The sequence below is a fragment of the Leclercia adecarboxylata genome, assembly GCF_035787115.1.
GTDB classification, from domain to species: Bacteria; Pseudomonadota; Gammaproteobacteria; order Enterobacterales; family Enterobacteriaceae; genus Enterobacter; species Enterobacter adecarboxylatus_E.
In genome coordinates this window covers 735,153-754,479 of sequence record NZ_JALKTL010000001.1, presented here as the reverse complement: position 1 = coordinate 754,479, position 19,327 = coordinate 735,153, and the positions used below count along the sequence as shown (strand labels likewise).

General features: G+C 55.1%; 15 protein-coding genes, 2 tRNA genes and 3 other RNA genes. 9 read left to right on the top strand and 11 right to left on the bottom strand.

Going from position 1 to position 19,327, the window contains the following annotated elements; translation table 11 throughout:
- Positions 1-2: 2 nt before the first annotated feature.
- A complete protein-coding gene (narL, locus tag MXM41_RS03550; RefSeq protein WP_039030700.1) occupies positions 3-653 on the bottom strand; it encodes a two-component system response regulator NarL in 651 nt (216 codons plus the stop codon).
- Positions 646-2,442 carry a nitrate/nitrite two-component system sensor histidine kinase NarX gene (gene narX, locus MXM41_RS03545; RefSeq protein WP_325929926.1) on the bottom strand — a complete coding sequence of 599 codons (1,797 nt, stop codon included), beginning with the start codon at positions 2,440-2,442 and terminating at the stop codon, positions 646-648. The genes narL and narX overlap by 8 nt, the downstream gene beginning before the upstream one ends.
- Positions 2,443-2,751: 309 nt before the next feature.
- Between narX and MXM41_RS03540 the strand changes: the two genes are divergently transcribed.
- The 5 genes from MXM41_RS03540 (at position 2,752) to narI (ending at position 11,188) form a co-directional block, all read left to right on the top strand.
- A complete protein-coding gene (locus MXM41_RS03540; protein WP_325929925.1) occupies positions 2,752-4,146 on the top strand; it encodes a NarK family nitrate/nitrite MFS transporter in 1,395 nt (464 codons plus the stop codon).
- Positions 4,147-4,528: 382 nt separating this feature from the next.
- Positions 4,529-8,272 carry a nitrate reductase subunit alpha gene (locus MXM41_RS03535; RefSeq protein WP_325929924.1) on the top strand — a complete coding sequence of 1,248 codons (3,744 nt, stop codon included), beginning with the start codon at positions 4,529-4,531 and terminating at the stop codon, positions 8,270-8,272.
- Entirely contained in the window at positions 8,269-9,804 is a 1,536-nt protein-coding gene (gene narH, locus MXM41_RS03530; RefSeq protein ID WP_325929922.1) for a nitrate reductase subunit beta, read from the top strand. Before MXM41_RS03535 ends, narH begins: the two co-directional genes overlap by 4 nt.
- Positions 9,801-10,511, top strand: coding sequence for a nitrate reductase molybdenum cofactor assembly chaperone (gene narJ, locus MXM41_RS03525; protein ID WP_325929921.1), 711 nt, complete (start codon positions 9,801-9,803; stop codon positions 10,509-10,511). The genes narH and narJ overlap by 4 nt, the downstream gene beginning before the upstream one ends.
- Positions 10,511-11,188, top strand: a complete 678-nt coding sequence (narI, locus tag MXM41_RS03520; RefSeq protein WP_325929920.1) for a respiratory nitrate reductase subunit gamma — start codon at positions 10,511-10,513, stop codon at positions 11,186-11,188. The genes narJ and narI overlap by 1 nt, the downstream gene beginning before the upstream one ends.
- On the opposite strand, the gene MXM41_RS03515 is transcribed toward narI, so the two are convergent.
- Positions 11,185-12,081 carry a DMT family transporter gene (locus MXM41_RS03515; protein WP_325930842.1) on the bottom strand — a complete coding sequence of 299 codons (897 nt, stop codon included), beginning with the start codon at positions 12,079-12,081 and terminating at the stop codon, positions 11,185-11,187. The two genes, narI and MXM41_RS03515, sit on opposite strands and share 4 nt — an antisense overlap.
- Positions 12,082-12,188: 107 nt before the next feature.
- Here MXM41_RS03515 and MXM41_RS03510 point away from each other — a divergent pair, with 107 nt between their 5' ends.
- Positions 12,189-12,632: an Lrp/AsnC family transcriptional regulator gene (locus MXM41_RS03510; protein ID WP_325929919.1), complete on the top strand. Its 444-nt coding sequence runs from the start codon at positions 12,189-12,191 to the stop codon at positions 12,630-12,632.
- 231 nt (positions 12,633-12,863) lie between these two features.
- Here MXM41_RS03510 and MXM41_RS03505 read toward each other — a convergent pair.
- The 7 genes from MXM41_RS03505 to MXM41_RS03475 form a co-directional block, all read right to left on the bottom strand.
- A non-coding RNA gene (locus tag MXM41_RS03505) (RtT sRNA) lies at positions 12,864-12,990 on the bottom strand.
- Positions 12,991-13,035: 45 nt separating this feature from the next.
- Positions 13,036-13,162: non-coding RNA, RtT sRNA (locus MXM41_RS03500), on the bottom strand.
- 45 nt (positions 13,163-13,207) lie between these two features.
- Positions 13,208-13,292 (bottom strand) — tRNA-Tyr (locus MXM41_RS03495).
- A 34-nt stretch (positions 13,293-13,326) separates the two neighbouring features.
- A non-coding RNA gene (locus MXM41_RS03490) (RtT sRNA) lies at positions 13,327-13,458 on the bottom strand.
- Positions 13,459-13,501: 43 nt separating this feature from the next.
- Positions 13,502-13,586: transfer RNA gene (locus tag MXM41_RS03485), tRNA-Tyr, on the bottom strand.
- A gap of 156 nt (positions 13,587-13,742) precedes the next feature.
- A complete protein-coding gene (gene purU / locus MXM41_RS03480) occupies positions 13,743-14,585 on the bottom strand; it encodes a formyltetrahydrofolate deformylase (protein WP_325929918.1) in 843 nt (280 codons plus the stop codon).
- 46 nt (positions 14,586-14,631) lie between these two features.
- A complete protein-coding gene (locus tag MXM41_RS03475) occupies positions 14,632-15,090 on the bottom strand; it encodes a YchJ family protein (RefSeq protein ID WP_325929917.1) in 459 nt (152 codons plus the stop codon).
- Between the two features lie 115 nt (positions 15,091-15,205).
- Here MXM41_RS03475 and rssA point away from each other — a divergent pair, with 115 nt between their 5' ends.
- From rssA to galU, 3 genes are all read left to right on the top strand, one after another.
- Positions 15,206-16,105 (top strand): patatin-like phospholipase RssA, encoded by a 900-nt coding sequence (gene rssA, locus MXM41_RS03470; protein WP_325929916.1) that lies wholly within the window; start codon positions 15,206-15,208, stop codon positions 16,103-16,105.
- Between the two features lie 92 nt (positions 16,106-16,197).
- The gene (gene rssB / locus MXM41_RS03465; protein ID WP_325929915.1) at positions 16,198-17,211 is read left to right on the top strand and encodes a two-component system response regulator RssB; all 1,014 of its coding nucleotides are present in this window, start codon (positions 16,198-16,200) and stop codon (positions 17,209-17,211) included.
- 201 nt (positions 17,212-17,412) lie between these two features.
- The gene (galU, locus tag MXM41_RS03460; RefSeq protein WP_325929914.1) at positions 17,413-18,321 is read left to right on the top strand and encodes a UTP--glucose-1-phosphate uridylyltransferase GalU; all 909 of its coding nucleotides are present in this window, start codon (positions 17,413-17,415) and stop codon (positions 18,319-18,321) included.
- A gap of 205 nt (positions 18,322-18,526) precedes the next feature.
- Here galU and hns read toward each other — a convergent pair whose 3' ends face one another.
- A complete protein-coding gene (gene hns / locus MXM41_RS03455) occupies positions 18,527-18,940 on the bottom strand; it encodes a histone-like nucleoid-structuring protein H-NS (RefSeq protein ID WP_039030686.1) in 414 nt (137 codons plus the stop codon).
- Between the last annotated feature and the right edge of the window lie 387 nt (positions 18,941-19,327).

The following is a 19,327-nucleotide window of genomic DNA, read 5'->3' as shown; positions in this document are numbered from 1 at the left end:
ACTCAGAAAATGCGCTCCTGATGCACCCAGACCGCCGCTTCCACCCGTGACTTCAGCTTCATCTTCTTCAGCATATGCTTCACATGCACTTTGACCGTGCTTTCGGTGATGTCCAGACGGCGGGCAATCATCTTGTTCGGCAGCCCCTGGGCAATCAGCTTCAGGATGTCACGTTCGCGCGGGGTCAGCTGGCTGACGTCACGATCGGAAGTGGCGCGGTTGGCGCGCAGGCTGGCGGCCAGCACCGGAGTTAACGCCTCGCTCAGCACCATGTCGCCTGCCGCCGCCTGTTGCAGCGATTTTAGCAGCTCTTCCGGCTCCATATCCTTAAGCAGGTAGCCGTCGGCGCCACGTTTCAGGGCGGTGACCACGTCCTCCTCATGGTTAGAGACGCTGAAAACCACCACGCGCCCGGAGAGGGATTTTTCGCGCAGCTTATCCAGGGTTTCGAGGCCGTTCATGCCGGGCATGTTCAGGTCGAGCAGGATCAAATCAGGATCGAGGGCCTCGGCCAGTTCAATGCCCTGTTCCCCGTTGCTGGCTTCACCCACGACGGTAATATCCGACGCCATGCTGATAAGTTGTTTAACACCGGTGCGCAGCATCGGATGGTCGTCGATCAACAGGATTGTTGCGGGCTCCTGATTAGACATGAGGTTCTCCTTGAGCAGTGAAAAGAGGCTTTTCGGGAATAAAGGTGACGATAACGTCGGTTCCGCCAGATTCGCCCTGGCGGACCTGACAATCTCCACGCAGGCTTTGTGCGCGGTCACGCATAATGATCAGGCCATAATGGTTACTTCTTTCGGCGTTCTCCGGTAAGCCGCAGCCGTTGTCACGGACCACCAGTCTGACCTGGTTGTCATGCTGGCTCACGGTGAGGGAGACCGCCGTTGCCCCGGAATGTTTCAGCGCGTTGCTTAACGCTTCCCGGGCGATTTGCAGCAGATGAATCGCCTGGTGAGAGGGCACAAAACGTGGCGGCAGCTGGTAACCCAGCGACACGTTAAAGCCGAGCCGGGCGCTAAATTCCTGGCAGCTGGCCTCCAGCGCCGGGCGAAGACCGGGCTCCGTCAGCTGCAGGCGGAAGGTGGTCAGCAATTCGCGCAGCTGCACCCAGGAGGTGTTCAGCTCGTTACGGATCTGGCTGAGCAGCTGTTTGCTGCTCTCCGGCAGATCTTTGTCCTGCATCTGCAGACAGCTGACCTGCATCTTCATGCAGGAGAGCGACTGGGCGATGGAGTCATGCAGTTCACGGGCAATGGTGGCGCGCTCTTCCATTACAATCAGCTGCTGCTGTTTTTCCTGATGGCGGTCGAGCGCCAGGGTCGCGGTCAGCTGCTCCACCAGCGTATCGACCAGCTGCTGTTGATCGTGGCTGAGATGGCGTCCGGCGGGCAGCGTCGCCAGTAAAATACCGTACTGCGCCAGGTTATCCGCCAGGCGCCACTTCAGGGTGGTCCCGCTGCTGGTCAGCGGCGGCAGGCCGCGAGGACAGAGGCGGCAACCAATTTCATCGCAGCTGGCGTCCGACTGGCAGGTAAATTCCTGATGATTCTCTTCATCTTCCAGGTCATACACCCGCAGCTCAATATCGTGCAGCAGGGTCAGGTTTTGCAAACCATTAAGCACCGGCGAGAGGCGTTCGCACAGCGGCACCTGGGAGTGGAGGCGGCGGTTGGCCTGCCAGAGGAAGGAGAGGATCTCGTTTTTCTGCTCCAGCCTGGCGGTTTTTTCCCGAACCCGCTGCTCCAGCACCGCATAGCTTTCCGCCAGCTCACCGGACATGGTGTTCAGCGCCTCGCCGAGCATCGCCATTTCGTTGCGCCCGTTGATGTGCGCCCGCTGGGTAAAATCACGCTGGGTCACCGCGCGGGCCATTGCCAGCAGCTGACGCCAGGGATGCAACAGCCTGGCGCGCAGCCAGAGAATAGTGAACACCAGCAGCAGGCCCATAAAGACCACCATCAGCTGCTGCAACAGGACCACCCGCCCGATACGCAGCTCGGTGCTGTGGTCAAACGCCGAAACCAGATTATCGAGACGGCTGACAAACCCGGACACGTCTTCTGCTACCGCATCCGGGTTACGCGCCTGCCGCAGCCCGGGCATCAGTTGGGTATGCCAGTAGTTCTGCAGGGCCTTCAGCTGCGCCTCCTGACGATCGCGGCGCGCAGCGTTTTCCAGTTCAGGGCTGAATGCCGTCGCGTCCATTTCGTCGAGCAGGGCCCGGTCTTTGGCTTGCAGAGGGATGGCCGCCAGCAGGCGGTAGCTCTGCATACGCAGCGAACCGGCCTTATTGATGGCATGCGCGCTGCCCTGAACGCCCTGTACCAGCCAGCCGGAAATCGCCATCCCTGCCACCCCGATCCCGGTAGACAGCATGACAATCAGCACCAGTTGGTTAACCAGCGTGAGTGGTGAAAAACAGCGTTTAAACATAGGGCAGTCTGGCTCCTGACAATGCCTGGACTCGGCAAGGGCTCTATTCTCAGGCAACCCCTGGAGTATACCCATACCCCAAAAGGATTACCTACAAATTGCCATTGAATAGGTGAATGGGAGGAGAGGGATAAACAGACGGAGCAGCACCGTGAAAAACCACACCTTTTTCACCGATAAGCGCTACTCACTTTGGAGGATAGCCGATTTTACGCCGCGAAATTGCCCACCTTCCCATTGATTTATATCAACTTCCTGCCTGCTTAAAACCCTGATCTTTGTAGCATCTTTTAAGAATCAGAGGTGTCTATGAGTCACTCAACTACCCCCGAAAGGGATTCTGGCGCAGTCATTACCGAGTGGCGTCCGGAAGATCCAGCGTTCTGGCAACAGCGCGGCCAGCGTGTAGCAAGCCGTAATCTGTGGATTTCCGTTCCCTGTCTGCTGCTGGCGTTTTGCGTCTGGATGTTGTTCAGCGCCGTCGCCGTCAACCTGCCCAAGGTGGGCTTTACGTTTACCACCGACCAGTTGTTTATGTTAACGGCCCTGCCTGCGCTCTCTGGCGCACTTCTGCGTGTACCTTATGCCTTTATGGTACCCGTGTTCGGCGGACGCCGCTGGACCGCGTTCAGTACCGGGATCATGATTATCCCCTGCGTGTGGCTGGGCTTTGCGGTGCAGGATACCTCCACGCCTTTTAGCACCTTCGTAATTATCTCTCTGTTATGCGGCTTTGCGGGAGCGAACTTTGCCTCCAGCATGGCGAACATCAGCTTCTTCTTCCCGAAACAGAAGCAGGGCGGAGCGCTGGGTATTAACGGCGGTCTGGGCAACATGGGCGTCAGCGTGATGCAGCTGCTTGCGCCCCTGGCAATCTCGGTCTCTATCTTCGCTGCGTTTGGCGGTGCAGGCGTTGAGCAGGCCGACGGCTCGCTGCTGTTCCTGCAAAACGCCGCGTGGATCTGGGTGCCGTTCCTGGTGGTCTTCACTCTGGCTGCATGGTTTGGCATGAACGACCTGGCGGCCTCGAAAGCCTCGCTGAGTGAGCAGCTGCCGGTGCTTAAGCGTGCGCATCTGTGGATTATGGCGCTGCTTTATCTGGCAACGTTCGGCTCGTTCATCGGCTTCTCCGCCGGGTTTGCGATGCTGTCCAAAACCCAGTTCCCCGATGTTCAGATCCTGCACTATGCCTTCTTCGGACCTTTTATTGGCGCACTGGCGCGTTCTATGGGGGGAATGATCTCCGACCGTCTGGGCGGCACCCGCGTCACGCTGGTGAACTTTGTGCTGATGGCCATCTTCTGCGCTCTGCTGTTTATGACCCTGCCGGTTAACGGTGTGGGCGGTAACTTTGGCGCCTTCTTCGCGGTGTTCATGGTGCTGTTCCTGACCGCCGGGCTGGGAAGCGCCTCGACCTTCCAGATGATTTCGGTGATTTTCCGTAAACTGACAATGGATCGCGTCAAAGCGCAGGGCGGCACTGAACAGCAGGCGATGCGTGAAGCGGCTACCGACACTGCTGCCGCGCTGGGCTTTATCTCGGCCATTGGCGCAATTGGCGGCTTCTTCATCCCTAAAGCCTTTGGTATCTCTCTGGACCTGACCGGCTCACCGGCAGGGGCGATGAAGGTATTCCTGATTTTCTATATCGTCTGCGTGTTTGTCACCTGGCTGGTATATGGACGGAATTCTAATAAAAAGTAAGTAGGTTTGATTATCCGTTTGCGCGGCCTGGTGCCGCGCTTTTTTTACGTCCATTTTAGTTACAACATACTCAAGGTTAAAAACGCTGCCAGCCCTCGGCCACTGTGATCGCCATCGCTAAACAGGATGGCCTACCCCTTAATACCACCGGGGTTAAATGGCCCACGGGGTTTTGTAGGATAAATAAAAAATAAACATATAAAACAAACAGTTACATTATTTACTTTTGTACCGCTTTAGTGGTAGCACCTGATTTGTTGTCCTGAACATCCCCGGTTCCCCTTGATCGTTATCAATTCTCCTCCTCTTTCAGAGCGTTACCTTCGCTGCAAATCAGCAATGTCGATTTAGAGAGCCACAGGCTCCACACAGGAGATACCCGATGAGCAAATTTTTGGACCGGTTTCGCTACTTCAAACAGAAGGGTGAAACTTTTGCCGATGGGCACGGCCAGGTTCTGGAGACTAACCGGGACTGGGAAGACGGTTACCGTCAGCGCTGGCAACATGACAAAGTCGTGCGTTCGACCCACGGCGTAAACTGCACCGGCTCCTGTAGCTGGAAGATTTTCGTCAAAAATGGTCTGGTGACATGGGAAATGCAGCAGACCGACTATCCACGCACCCGCCCCGATATGCCAAACCACGAACCGCGTGGCTGCCCACGTGGCGCCAGCTACTCCTGGTATCTGTACAGCGCTAACCGCCTGAAATACCCGCTGATGCGTAAACGCCTGATGAAAATGTGGCGGGAAGCGAAAGCGCAGCACAGCGATCCGGTTCTGGCCTGGGCCTCTATTATCGAAGACGCCGACAAAGCGAAAAGCTTCAAACAGGCTCGCGGGCGCGGTGGCTTTGTCCGCTCCTCCTGGCAGGAAGTGAACGAGCTGATTGCCGCCTCCAACGTCTATACCGTTAAAACCTACGGTCCGGACCGCGTGGCAGGCTTCTCGCCCATTCCGGCGATGTCGATGGTCTCCTATGCGTCTGGCGCACGCTATCTGTCGCTGATCGGCGGCACCTGCCTGAGCTTCTACGACTGGTACTGCGACCTGCCGCCGGCCTCTCCGCAGACCTGGGGCGAGCAGACCGACGTGCCGGAATCCGCCGACTGGTACAACTCCAGCTATATCATCGCCTGGGGCTCCAACGTGCCACAAACTCGTACCCCGGACGCCCACTTCTTTACCGAAGTGCGCTATAAAGGCACCAAAACCGTGGCCGTTACCCCGGACTACGCCGAAATCGCCAAGCTGTGCGACCTGTGGCTGGCACCGAAGCAGGGTACCGATGCAGCAATGGCGCTGGCGATGGGCCACGTTATGCTGCGCGAGTTCCACCTCGACAAGCCAAGCCAGTACTTCACCGACTACGTGCGCAAATACACCGACATGCCGATGCTGGTGATGCTGGAAGAGCGTGACGGTTACTATGCCGCAGGCCGCATGCTGCGTGCCGCCGATCTGGTGGATGCGCTGGGCCAGGAAAATAACCCGGAATGGAAAACCGTGGCTTACAACAACCACGGCGACATGATTGCCCCGAACGGCTCTATCGGCTTCCGCTGGGGCGAGAAAGGCAAATGGAACCTCGAGCAGCGCAATGGCGCGACGGGTGAAGAAACCGAACTGCGTCTGAGCATGCTGGGCAGCCAGGACGAGATCGCCGATGTCGGCTTCCCGTACTTTGGCGGTGAGGGGTCTGAGCACTTCAACAAAGTTGAGCTGCAAAATGTCCTGATGCACAAACTGCCGGTGAAACGCCTGCAGCTGGCCGATGGTTCCACCGCCCTGGTGACCACCGTTTATGACCTGACCATGGCCAACTATGGCCTGGAGCGCGGCCTCGGCGACGAAAACTGCGCCACAGGCTATGACGAAGTGAAAGCCTATACCCCGGCCTGGGCGGAGCAGATCACCGGTGTACCGCGGGCGCAAATCATCCGTACCGCACGCGAGTTTGCCGACAACGCGGATAAAACACACGGTCGTTCAATGATCATCGTCGGTGCCGGTCTGAACCACTGGTATCACCTTGATATGAACTATCGCGGTTTGATCAACATGCTGATCTTCTGCGGTTGCGTGGGTCAGAGCGGCGGCGGCTGGGCGCACTACGTGGGCCAGGAAAAACTGCGTCCGCAGACCGGCTGGCAGCCGCTGGCGTTTGCCCTTGACTGGCAGCGTCCGGCACGTCACATGAACAGCACCTCTTACTTCTATAACCACTCCAGCCAGTGGCGCTACGAGACGGTCACCGCCGAAGAGCTGCTGTCGCCGATGGCGGACAAATCCCGCTATACCGGCCACCTGATCGACTTTAACGTCCGCGCCGAACGCATGGGCTGGCTGCCGTCTGCGCCGCAGCTGGGCACTAACCCGCTGCGCATTGCGGAAGCGGCGAAGAAAGCAGGGATGACGCCGGTGGACTACACCGTCAACGCCCTGAAAGAAGGCTCCATTCGCTTTGCGGCAGAGCAGCCGGAAAACGGCAAAAACCATCCGCGCAATCTGTTCATCTGGCGCTCCAACCTGCTGGGCTCGTCCGGTAAAGGCCACGAGTACATGCTGAAATATCTGCTTGGTACTGAAAACGGTATCCAGGGTAAAGATCTCGGCAAGCAGGACGGCGTTAAACCAGAAGAGGTGGAATGGAAAGACAACGGTCTGGACGGCAAGCTGGATCTGGTGGTGACGCTCGACTTCCGTCTCTCCAGCACCTGCCTCTACTCCGATATCGTGCTGCCAACCGCGACCTGGTATGAGAAAGACGACATGAATACCTCGGATATGCATCCGTTTATTCATCCACTGTCTGCCGCCGTGGACCCGGCCTGGGAATCGAAAAGCGACTGGGATATCTACAAAGATATCGCGAAGAAATTCTCCGAAGTGTGCACAGGGCATCTGGGCAAAGAGACCGACGTGGTGACGCTGCCTATCCAGCACGACTCCGCCGCCGAACTGGCGCAGCCGCTGGACGTCAAGGACTGGAAAAAAGGCGAGTGCGATCTGATCCCGGGCGTGACCGCCCCGCACATCATGACCGTTGAACGCGATTATCCGGCGACTTACGAACGCTTCACCTCTATCGGCCCGCTGATGGAGAAAATCGGTAACGGTGGTAAAGGTATCGCCTGGAACACCCAGAGCGAAATGGATCTGCTGCGTAAGCTCAATTACACCAAAGCAGAGGGCCCGGCCAAAGGTCAACCAATGCTGAATACGGCAATTGACGCGGCTGAGATGATCCTCACCCTGGCCCCGGAAACCAACGGTCAGGTGGCGGTGAAGGCCTGGGCGGCGCTGAGTGAATTTACCGGGCGCGACCATACTCATCTGGCGCTGAACAAAGAAGACGAGAAGATCCGCTTCCGCGATATTCAGGCCCAGCCGCGCAAAATCATCTCCAGCCCGACCTGGTCAGGACTTGAAGATGAGCACGTCTCCTATAACGCCGGTTACACCAACGTTCACGAGCTGATCCCATGGCGTACCCTGACCGGGCGTCAGTCTCTGTATCAGGATCACCAGTGGATGCGCGACTTCGGCGAAAGCCTGCTGGTGTACCGTCCGCCAATCGACACCCGCTCCGTGAAAGCCGTGATGGGTATGAAATCCAACGGCAACCCTGAGAAGGCGCTGAACTTCCTGACGCCGCACCAGAAGTGGGGTATTCACTCCACCTACAGCGACAACCTGCTGATGCTGACGTTGTCCCGCGGTGGCCCGATTGTCTGGATGAGCGAAGCAGACGCCAAAGATCTGGGTATCGAAGATAACGACTGGATCGAAGTGTTCAACAGCAACGGTGCCCTGACCGCCCGCGCAGTAGTGAGCCAGCGCGTACCGGCCGGGATGACCATGATGTACCACGCCCAGGAACGTATCGTGAACCTGCCGGGTTCAGAGATCACCGAACAGCGCGGCGGTATTCATAACTCCGTAACCCGTATTACGCCGAAACCGACCCATATGATCGGCGGCTATGCCCAGCTGGCCTACGGCTTTAACTACTACGGCACCGTAGGTTCGAACCGTGATGAGTTCGTGGTGGTACGTAAGATGAAGAACATTAACTGGTTAGATGGTGAAGGCAATGACCAGGTACAGGAGAGCGTAAAATGAAAATTCGTTCACAAGTCGGCATGGTGCTGAATCTGGATAAGTGCATCGGCTGCCATACCTGCTCAGTCACCTGTAAAAACGTCTGGACCAGCCGGGAAGGGATGGAGTACGCCTGGTTCAACAACGTGGAAAGCAAGCCGGGCACCGGCTTCCCGACCGACTGGGAAAACCAGGAGAAGTGGAAGGGTGGCTGGATCCGTAAAATCAACGGTAAACTGCAGCCGCGTATGGGTAACCGCGCGATGCTGCTCGGTAAAATCTTCGCTAACCCGCATCTGCCGGGCATCGACGATTACTATGAGCCGTTTGACTACGACTACCAGAACCTGCATAACGCGCCGGAAAGTAAGCACCAGCCTATCGCCCGTCCGCGCTCGCTGATCACCGGTCAGCGGATGGATAAAATTACCAGCGGGCCAAACTGGGAGGAGATTCTGGGCGGCGAGTTCGAAAAACGCGCCAAAGACCAGAACTTCGAGAACATGCAGAAGGCGATGTACGGCCAGTTCGAAAATACCTTCATGATGTATCTGCCGCGCCTGTGCGAGCACTGCCTCAACCCGGCGTGCGTGGCGACCTGCCCGAGCGGGGCCATCTACAAGCGTGAAGAAGACGGCATCGTGCTCATCGACCAGGACAAGTGCCGCGGCTGGCGTATGTGCATCACCGGCTGCCCGTACAAAAAAATCTACTTCAACTGGAAGAGCGGCAAGTCCGAGAAGTGCATCTTCTGCTATCCGCGTATCGAAGCGGGCATGCCAACCGTCTGCTCTGAGAGCTGCGTAGGCCGTATTCGCTACCTCGGCGTGCTGCTGTATGACGCGGACGCGATTGAAAACGCGGCCAGCACCGAGAACGAGAAAGATCTGTACCAGCGCCAGCTGGACGTATTCCTCGATCCGAACGACCCGAAAGTGATCGCCCAGGCGCTGAAAGACGGCGTTCCGCAGAGTGTGATTGACGCGGCGCAGCAGTCTCCGGTGTACAAAATGGCGATGGACTGGAAGCTGGCACTGCCGCTGCATCCGGAATACCGCACGCTGCCGATGGTCTGGTACGTGCCGCCTCTGTCACCAATCCAGTCTGCTGCAGATGCAGGGGAGCTGGGCAGCAACGGCATTCTGCCGGATGTCGAAAGCCTGCGTATCCCGGTTCAGTACCTGGCGAACCTGCTCACCGCAGGTGACACCCAGCCGGTACTGCTGGCCCTGAAACGTATGCTGGCGATGCGCCACTTCAAACGTGCGGAAACCGTTGACGGCGTCATCGATACCCGCGCGCTGGAAGAGGTGGGACTGAGCGAAGCCCAGGCCCAGGAGATGTACCGCTATCTGGCGATTGCCAACTACGAAGATCGTTTCGTGGTGCCGAGCAGCCACCGTGAACTGGCGCGTGAAGCCTTCCCGGAAAAAAGCGGTTGTGGCTTTACCTTCGGCGACGGTTGCCATGGTTCAGACAACAAATTCAACCTGTTCAACAGCCGCCGCATCGACGCCATGGATGTCACCAGCAAAACGGAGCCGCACCCATGATTGAACTCGTCATTGTTTCGCGTCTGCTTGAGTACCCGGATGCTGCGCTGGCGCAGCATCAACAGGAACTCTTCGATACCCTGGCGTCCTCGGAAAACCTTGATAAAGAGGATGCCCAACGGCTCGGCGTTTTCCTGCGCGATCTGCTCTCGCGGGATCTGCTGGATGCGCAGTCTGACTACAGCCAGCTGTTCGACCGGGGCCGCGCCACCTCGCTGCTGCTGTTTGAACACGTGCACGGCGAATCACGGGACCGTGGGCAGGCGATGGTGGATCTGATGGCCCAGTACGAGCAGCACGGCCTGCATCTCGACAGCCGCGAGCTGCCGGATCACCTGCCGCTGTACCTGGAGTATCTGGCGCAGCTGCCGAAAGAAGAGGCGCTGGGCGGTCTGCAGGATATCGCCCCGATTCTGGCGTTACTGAGCGCGCGTCTGCAACAGCGTGAAAGCCGCTATGCGGTGCTGTTCGATCTGCTGGTGAAGCTGGCAAACGCCTCCGTCGACAGTGAAAAGGTGGCGGAAAAAATTGCCGATGAAGCGCGTGATGATACCCCGCAGGCGCTGGATGCGGTCTGGGAAGAGGAGCAGGTGAAGTTCTTTGCTGACCAGAGCTGCGGCGAGTCGGAAATTACGGCTCACCAGCGTCGTTTTGCCGGTGCCGTGGCCCCGCAATATTTGAATATCTCTAACGGAGGACAGCAATAATGCACTTCCTGAATATGTTCTTCTTCGATATCTATCCGTACATTGCGGGTTCGGTATTTCTGATTGGTAGCTGGCTGCGTTATGACTATGGCCAGTACACCTGGCGCGCCGCCTCCAGCCAGATGCTGGATCGAAAAGGGATGAACCTGGCGTCGAACCTGTTCCACTTCGGTATTCTGGGTATTTTTGCCGGGCACTTCCTCGGCATGCTGACCCCGCACTGGATGTATGAATCCTTCCTGCCGATGGACGTGAAGCAGAAGATGGCGATGATTGCGGGGGGCGCCTGCGGCGTGATGACCCTGGTCGGCGGCCTGCTGTTGCTGAAGCGTCGCTTGTTCAGTCCGCGTGTCCGCGCGACCACCACCGGGGCGGATATCCTGATCCTCTCCCTGCTGATGGTGCAGTGCGCGCTGGGTCTGCTGACTATTCCGTTCTCCGCACAACATATGGACGGCAGCGAAATGCTGAAGCTGGTGGGGTGGGCGCAGTCGGTTGTGACCTTCCACGGCGGCGCGTCTGAGCATCTGGAAGGGGTGGCCTTTGTCTTCCGCGTGCACCTGGTGTTGGGCATGACGCTGTTCCTGCTGTTCCCGTTCTCGCGTCTGGTGCATATCTGGAGCGCGCCGGTGGAGTACATGACGCGCAAATACCAGATTGTACGTGCCCGTCGCTAATCCGCTGTTTTAATCTCAACCCCGCACTCGCGGGGTTTTTTTTCGCCCCAGCCCAGGTTATTGCCCGCTGCGGCAAACAAAATCAGCGCCCCGCCGGCCAGCTGGGTGAGGTTCAGCGCGTGGCCAAACACCAGGTTATCGACAACGATCGCGACCACCGGATAGATAAACGACAGCGAGCCGGTGATGGGGGTAGGGAGCTTCTGAATGGCGCTGTAGAGCAGTTGGTACATCACGCCGGTATGCACAATGCCCAGCGTGAGTAAAATCGCCCACGGGAATTCGCCGGAGAAAGTCGGCATATGCGCCAGCGGCAGAAGCATCACTACGCCGGTTAACACCTGGATAAAGGCGATATGCTGCGGCGCAATGGTCTTTAACTTACGCGTGATGATCGCGGTCAGGGCGTAGAAGAAGGCTGCGCCCAGCGCGAGGCCGATCCCTGCGAGCCATTGCGCGTTCTGCCCACCGGTCAGCTCGCTGGAGAGCAGGATCACCACGCCGCCAAAGGCAAGGAATAGCCAGCCCCATTTCACGAGGCTCACCCGCTCGCCCATCAGCATGCCCATCATTACCAGCATAAAGGGCTGGGTGTTGTAGACCACTGTTGAAAGCCCGATGGAGAGACGATCAAAAGCGGCAAACAGCAGCAGCCAGTTAATGACCAGCGCCACGCCGCCGAGTACGGCCAATCCCAGGGTGACTTTGGTTAACGGGCTGAAGGGGTGTTTACTGAAACGAATAAAGAAAAACAGCGCAATGGCGCCAATCAGACAGCGCCAGAACACCACCTCAGTGACCGGTAAACCGGAAAGCAAAACAAACGCGCCGATAGAGCCGGATATCAGCATCGCCAGGCTCATTTGCCAGACGCCCTGTTGAATGTCACGCATCATACACCTCCAGATTGATGGCTCTATTGTTAAAAAACGGTGTCCGGTTTAACAGCCCTGAATTAAGGTGAAAGCTGGGATTTGCTTTTATAAATTAGGTGAATGCTATGGATTACGTTATCGATGAGATCGACCGCCAGATTCTGGCCTGTCTGGTGGAGGATGCGCGTATGTCGCTGAAGGTGCTGAGTGGGCGGGTTGGACTCACGTCACCCAGTACGGCAGAGCGATTAAAAAGGCTCGAGGAGCGGGGCATCGTTCAGGGATATGGCGCCCGGGTGAACCTGGCGGCGTTAGGCTACACCTTACAGGCGCTGGTGCGTGTAAGGCCGTTGCCGGGATTGTTGCATAAGGTGGATAAATACATTCAGGCGATGCCGGAGTGCATTGAGAGCGACAAGGTGACCGGAGAGGACTGCTTTGTCATCAGGCTGGTAGTGCGTTCGATAGAGCAGCTGGATGGGTTACTGGATGGGCTGGCGGAACATGCCCAGTGCAACACCTCGATTGTGAAGAGTTCACCGGTGACGCGCCGGTTGCCGCCGTTGTAGCGGATTTCCGGCTGTGGTGCGGCCATCCTGCCGGGAGGCGGTGATGCCTTACCCGACCTACAGGTGCGGTGGTGCGGTTTTGTAGCCCCGGTAAGCGCAGCGCCACCGGGGAAAACAGGTGCGCGAAAGCTACGCTCGAATCGAACCTTAGTCGAAGCTTCTCATCCTTCCCTGCATCGGAAGAATATAGGGCATCGTGCAAGCAGGAGGTTTAGATCAATTTGGAAGTGATGGTGGTGGGGGAAGGATGACTCGGCGGCGCCTCGCCCTTCGGGTCGTTGCCTGCGGCAACGCTTTCTCGCTACGCTCGAATCGAACCTTAGTCGAAGCTTCTCATCCTTCCCCGCATCGGAAGAATATAGGGCATCGTGCAAGCAGGAGGTTTAGATCAATTTGGAAGTGATGGTGGTGGGGGAAGGATGACTCGGCTGCGCCTCGCCCTTCGGGTCGTTGCCTGCGGCAACGCTTTCTCGCTACGCTCGAATCGAACCTTAGTCGAAGCTTCTCATCCTTCCCCGCATCGGAAGAATACAGGGCATCGTGCAAGCAGGAGGTTTAGATCAATTTGGAAGTGATGGTGGTGGGGGAAGGATTCGAACCTTCGAAGTCGATGACGGCAGATTTACAGTCTGCTCCCTTTGGCCGCTCGGGAACCCCACCAGGGGTAATTCATATTTTGAGGTAAAGCTGAAGATGGTGGTGGGGGAAGGATTATTCGTCGCTTCGCTCCTCACCCTGCGGGCCGTTGCCTTTAGCAACGTTGTCTCGCTTTCGCTCGACTCGAACCTTAATCGAAGGTTCTTACCCTTCCCGACAAGTGCAAACTTCGCTATTTCTCATCGGTATTACCACATCGCTGTGGTGAATAATGGTGGTGGGGGAAGGATTCGAACCTTCGAAGTCGATGACGGCAGATTTACAGTCTGCTCCCTTTGGCCGCTCGGGAACCCCACCACGGGGTAATGCTTTTACTGGCCTGCTTCCTTGTGGGAAGCGGGGCGCATCATATCAAATGACGCGCCCCTGTAAAGACTTCCTTTGCTAAATTGAATCGTTTGCCTGATTTTTACGCATAAAGACGCAAAGCTAATCAGTTCATTTTATAAAGGATTAAAGAATAATCGTTCTGTTACCGTAGACAAAAACACGCTGCGCCAGCACCTGATACAGTGCGCGGCTCAATACATTTTTTTCAACATCGCGTCCGGCACGCATCATATCTTCCGCCGTGTAGGTGTGATCGACATGAATCACGTCCTGCATAATGATGGGACCTTCATCCAGATTGTCATTCACGTAGTGCGCCGTGGCACCAATGATCTTCACGCCGCGCTCGTAGGCCTGGTGATAAGGACGCGCGCCGATAAAGGCTGGCAGGAACGAGTGATGAATATTGATGATCTTATTCGGGAAACGGGCGACGAAGGATGGCGTCAGCACGCGCATGTATTTCGCCAGTACCACATAATCCGGGTTGTGCGCTTCGATGGCCTGCGCCATTAAATTGTCATGCTCTTCACGGGTATGACCTTCATGGCTGACCAGCTCGAAGGGAATATCAAAGCGTTCGACCAGAGTGCGCAGCGTCTCATGGTTGCCAATGACCGCGGCGATCTCAACATCCAGGCCGCCATAGTTCGCTTTCATCAGCAGATCGCCCAGGCAGTGCGCCTCTTTGGTCACCAGGATAACCACCCGGCGACGACCCGCTGGGGCCAGCTCGCGTACGGACCCTTCCGGCAGCGCGCCGTCCAGATCGGCCAGTAACGTCGCGTCGTTGAAAATCCCTTCCAGCTCGGTACGCATAAAGAAGCGGCCGGTACGGTGATCAACAAACTCGTTGTTCTGCACGATATTCAGTTCATGTTTGTAGCAAATATTGGTGATACGGGCGATAAGCCCTTTCTGGTCGGGACAAATGGTGCGCAGCACTTTACGTTGTGTTGATTGCATTGCCGGAAAATCCTTTACGTGTTTGCTTGAATCGTGCTGTCAGGCCTTATTGCCCGCAACACTTTTTAAATTTTTTGCCTGAACCACAGGGGCAGGGGTCATTACGACCGAACTGCGGGCGCGTACCGTCAATATAGTACCACTGTCCGCCCTCCTTTAAGAAACGCGAGCGTTCAATGATGGCACCCGTTTTCCCTTGCTCGGTAAAGCGGGCAACAAAACTGACGAACCCCTCGTTTTCATCCCGACCTGCTGCCGTTTCGTACTGGGTCAGCCCGAGCCATTGCATATTTGCAAATCCGGCCTCGATCTCCTGACGAAAATCAGTAGCATGGCATGATGGATGCCAGGTACGGACCAGGTAGTCTGCGTCCCGTGTCACAAAAGCGGCATATCGGGAGCGCATAAGTGAGGCCGGGTCCGGTGCAACCTGTTCACCAGAAAGATATCGCTGGCAACATAGGCTATAATCGAGAGCGCTACCACAGGGACAGAGTTGAGACACGATTCTCTTCCTGAAATTAAAAAATTAATGGCGTATAACGCCAGGGTGGCACTATGTTAACTGAGCGGTTGCGATCACGCTATGCCAGGAATCCAGGGGACGCTAAACAGGGCTAATGAGAAAAGTAAAAATTGGACTGGCGTTGGGCTCAGGTGCAGCCCGGGGCTGGTCGCATATTGGGGTGATTAACGCCTTACAACGTTTGGGTATCGAAATTGATCTTGTTGCAGGTTGTTCAATAGGCTCTCTGGTGGGGGCCGCCTATTCGTGTGGCAAGCTCCCTGAACTGGAAACCTGGGTACGATCGTTTAGCTACTGGGATGTCCTGCGTCTGATGGATCTTTCCTGGCAACGTGGCGGGTTATTACGCGGTGAGCGCGTCTTTAACCGTTTTCGCCAGGTAATGCCCCTGACCGAATTCTCCAGCTGTCAGATGCCTTTCGGTGCGGTTGCAACCAACCTCAGCACCGGTAGAGAGATCTGGTTCACCGAAGGCGATATCCATCTTGCCGTACGGGCCTCATGCAGTATGCCAGGCCTGATGGCGCCGGTTCCTCATAATGGTTACTGGCTGGTTGACGGCGGGGTGGTCAATCCGGTACCCATCTCACTGACCCGTGCGATGGGGGCCGATATCGTGATCGCCGTTGATTTGCAGCATGATGCCCACCTGATGCAGCAGGATCTGATGCCGGTCAACACACAGTCAGATGAGGCCGCTCTGGAAGATCTCGCCTGGCATAAACGCCTGCGAGGACGATTCACGCGAACCACCCGTAAACTGGTCGCTGCGCCAACCGCTATGGAAATCATGACGACGTCTATTCAGGTGCTGGAAAATCGCCTGAAGCGCAATCGAATGGCAGGGGACCCGCCGGATATATTGATCCAACCTTTTTGTCCGCAAATTTCAACGCTCGATTTTCATCGTGCCGAGGCGGCCATTACCGCTGGCATGCAGGCGGTCGAAAAGAAAATGGATGAATTATTACCTTTAGTGCGGGCAACTGCCTGAGCACGCTTTTTTTGATTACTTCAGCAAAATCTGACAGGCGATAGTACCGATAGCATGCCACTATTTATCTATTGTCAGCGCCGGGAGAGACCATGACACAGCCATTAGCCGGGAAACAAATTCTTATAGTTGAAGACGAGCCTGTTTTCCGCTCCTTACTGGATTCATGGCTTTCATCACTGGGGGCGACGACCGCGCTCGCAGGTGATGGGATAGACGCCCTGGAAAAAATGGTGGGCATTAAGCCCGATCTGATGATTTGCGATATTGCCATGCCGCGGATGAATGGCCTGAAACTGGTTGAGCATTTACGTAATGCAGGCGACCAGATTCCGATTCTGGTTATTTCCGCGACTGAGAATATGGCTGACATTGCCAAAGCGTTACGGCTGGGCGTTCAGGATGTATTGCTTAAGCCGGTGAAAGATCTGAATCGCCTGCGTGAAACTGTTCTCGCCTGCCTCTACCCCAATATGTTTAATTCGCGTGTCGAAGAGGAGGAGCGGCTCTTCCAGGACTGGGATGCGCTGGTTAATAACCCTTCTGCGGCGGCAAAACTGTTGCAAGAACTTCAGCCGCCGGTGCAACAGACGATCTCCGGCTGCAAGGTTAATTACCGGCAGCTGATGGCCGCCGATCAACCTGGACTGGTGCTGGATATTGCGCCGTTATCCGATAACGATCTGGCGTTTTATTGTCTGGATGTTACTCGGGCGGGCGATAATGGCGTGCTGGCCGCTTTATTATTGCGTGCATTATTTAATGGCTTACTCCAGGAACAACTTTCTCACCAGGGCCAGCGTCTGCCTGAGTTAGGCAGCCTGTTGAAACAGGTTAACCAGTTGCTGCGACAAGCCAGTTTGCCCGGACAATTTCCTTTACTGGTCGGTTATTACCATAGCGGTCTGAAAAATTTGATTCTGGTGTCCGCCGGACTTAATGCCACGCTTAATACAGGTGAACACAATATTCAGGTCAGTAATGGCGTTCCGTTAGGAACCTTAGGAAATACTTACCTTAATCAAATAAGCCATCGCTGCACCGCATGGCAATGCCAAATTTGGGGTGCAGGCGGACGGTTGCGCTTAATGTTGTCCACAGAATAGTCAGTTAGAATTTAAACGGTAGATAGCTTTACCGTCGTTTTACGGGCAATGCTACTATCAGTGCCTGCTTTCATTCGTATTTATCCTAATTAAGCGGTAGCGCGTCCTTTTCAGACCCGGACCACATCCACAGGCTGATATACTGAACGCGTTATTAATGCATACTAAAGTTCAAAACATGAACAGTTCAGGAGAGTTTCAATGGCTGCCGTAAATTCGAAAGTGACAAAGGCCGTTATCCCGGTTGCCGGGTTGGGAACCAGGATGCTGCCAGCAACGAAGGCAATTCCAAAAGAGATGCTGCCACTCGTTGATAAGCCATTAATCCAGTATGTGGTCAACGAATGTATTGCCGCAGGCATTACTGAAATTGTGCTGGTAACACATTCATCCAAAAACTCTATCGAAAACCATTTCGATACCAGTTTTGAACTTGAAGCCATGCTGGAAAAACGTGTTAAGCGTCAGCTTTTGCAGGAAGTTCAGTCTATTTGCCCGCCGCATGTGACTATTATGCAGGTCCGTCAGGGGCTGGCAAAAGGTCTGGGTCACGCCGTGTTGTGTGCTCATCCTGTAGTGGGTAACGAGCCGGTAGCGGTTATTTTACCGGACGTTATTCTTGATGAGTTTGAATCCGATCTCTCTCAGGATAACCTGGCAGAAATGATTAAACGCTTCGACGAAACGGGCAGCAGCCAGATCATGGTTGAGCCGGTTGAAGACGTTACCGCCTATGGCGTTGTGGACTGTAAAGGCGTTGGAATGAACCCTGGCGACAGCGTGCCGATGGTAGGCGTGGTTGAGAAGCCAAAAGCCGACGTAGCGCCGTCTAATCTCGCCGTCGTAGGGCGTTATGTCCTGAGTGCAGAGATCTGGCCGCTGCTCGCTAAAACCCCTCCAGGCGCCGGAGATGAAATCCAGCTGACCGATGCCATCGACATGCTGATCGAAAAAGAGACCGTTGAAGCTTACCATATGAAAGGTAAGAGCCATGACTGCGGTAATAAACTCGGTTACATGCAGGCATTCGTTGAATATGGTATTCGTCACCAGTCCCTGGGTGATGAATTTAAAGGCTGGCTGAAAGAGACGCTGGGCATTAAAAACTAATCAGGCGTTAACATGCTAAGCCAAAACCGGTGTCAGCTACGCTACACCGGTTTTTTTATGTCCTTTTTATACTCTCTCTTACGCAGGGTAGACTAATAAAGTGGTGTAATCGCTATATGACACCATGTAACAGATTGTCACACTCTATAAAATATGGGCATAAAAAATCCCGCATTAAGCGGGATTTTTCGGATAATTTACTGGCTTATTCCTGAATCAGGAAGTCGTCCAGTTGTTTACCTTGCTCGTCCATTGCTTTTTTGATTACAGCTGGAGTACGACCCTGGCCGGTCCAGGTTTTAGATTCGCCGTTCTCATCAATGTAGCTATATTTAGCCGGGCGCGCAGCGCGTTTAGCTTTGGTACCGGTTTTAGCGGCAGCCATGCTGTTCAGCAATTCGTTAGGATCAATACCATCAGCGATCAGCATTTCACGATATTGCTGCAGTTTACGTGTACGCTCTTCGATTTCAGCTGCAGCGGCGTTTTCTTCTTCACGACGCTCATTAACAACGACTTCTAATTTCTCCAGCATTTCTTCAAGCGTTTCCAGAGTACATTCTCTCGCCTGGGCACGGAGAGTACGGATGTTGTTCAGAATTTTAAGTGCTTCGCTCATTGTAGTAATCTCAAACTTATAATGTGGGGGTTTGTTGAGGTAATAATAGAGGCATAAATTGATATGTGCAATAGGTGAGAATGTAAGGAATTCAAAAATACCTAATATTCGACACTATTATTAATTAAGCCAACTTAAATTTGACAGTCCAAAAGTGGACCGCGTTATCATAAGATGCGCAGTAAACCTGACGGGGGGTTGTTTTTTTATCGGGTAATTTTCTCAGGATTATTGTTTCTCAGGATAAATATCAACCTTTCGTATTAGTACGGTAAAGACGCTTGCCCGCTGTAATTGCTAATAACCCTGAAGTCATTTTCAACCCTGAACAGACATTAAAATAAGAGGTTTTTCCTGAACTTAGCGCTTTTAAATCGCGGGTGGGTT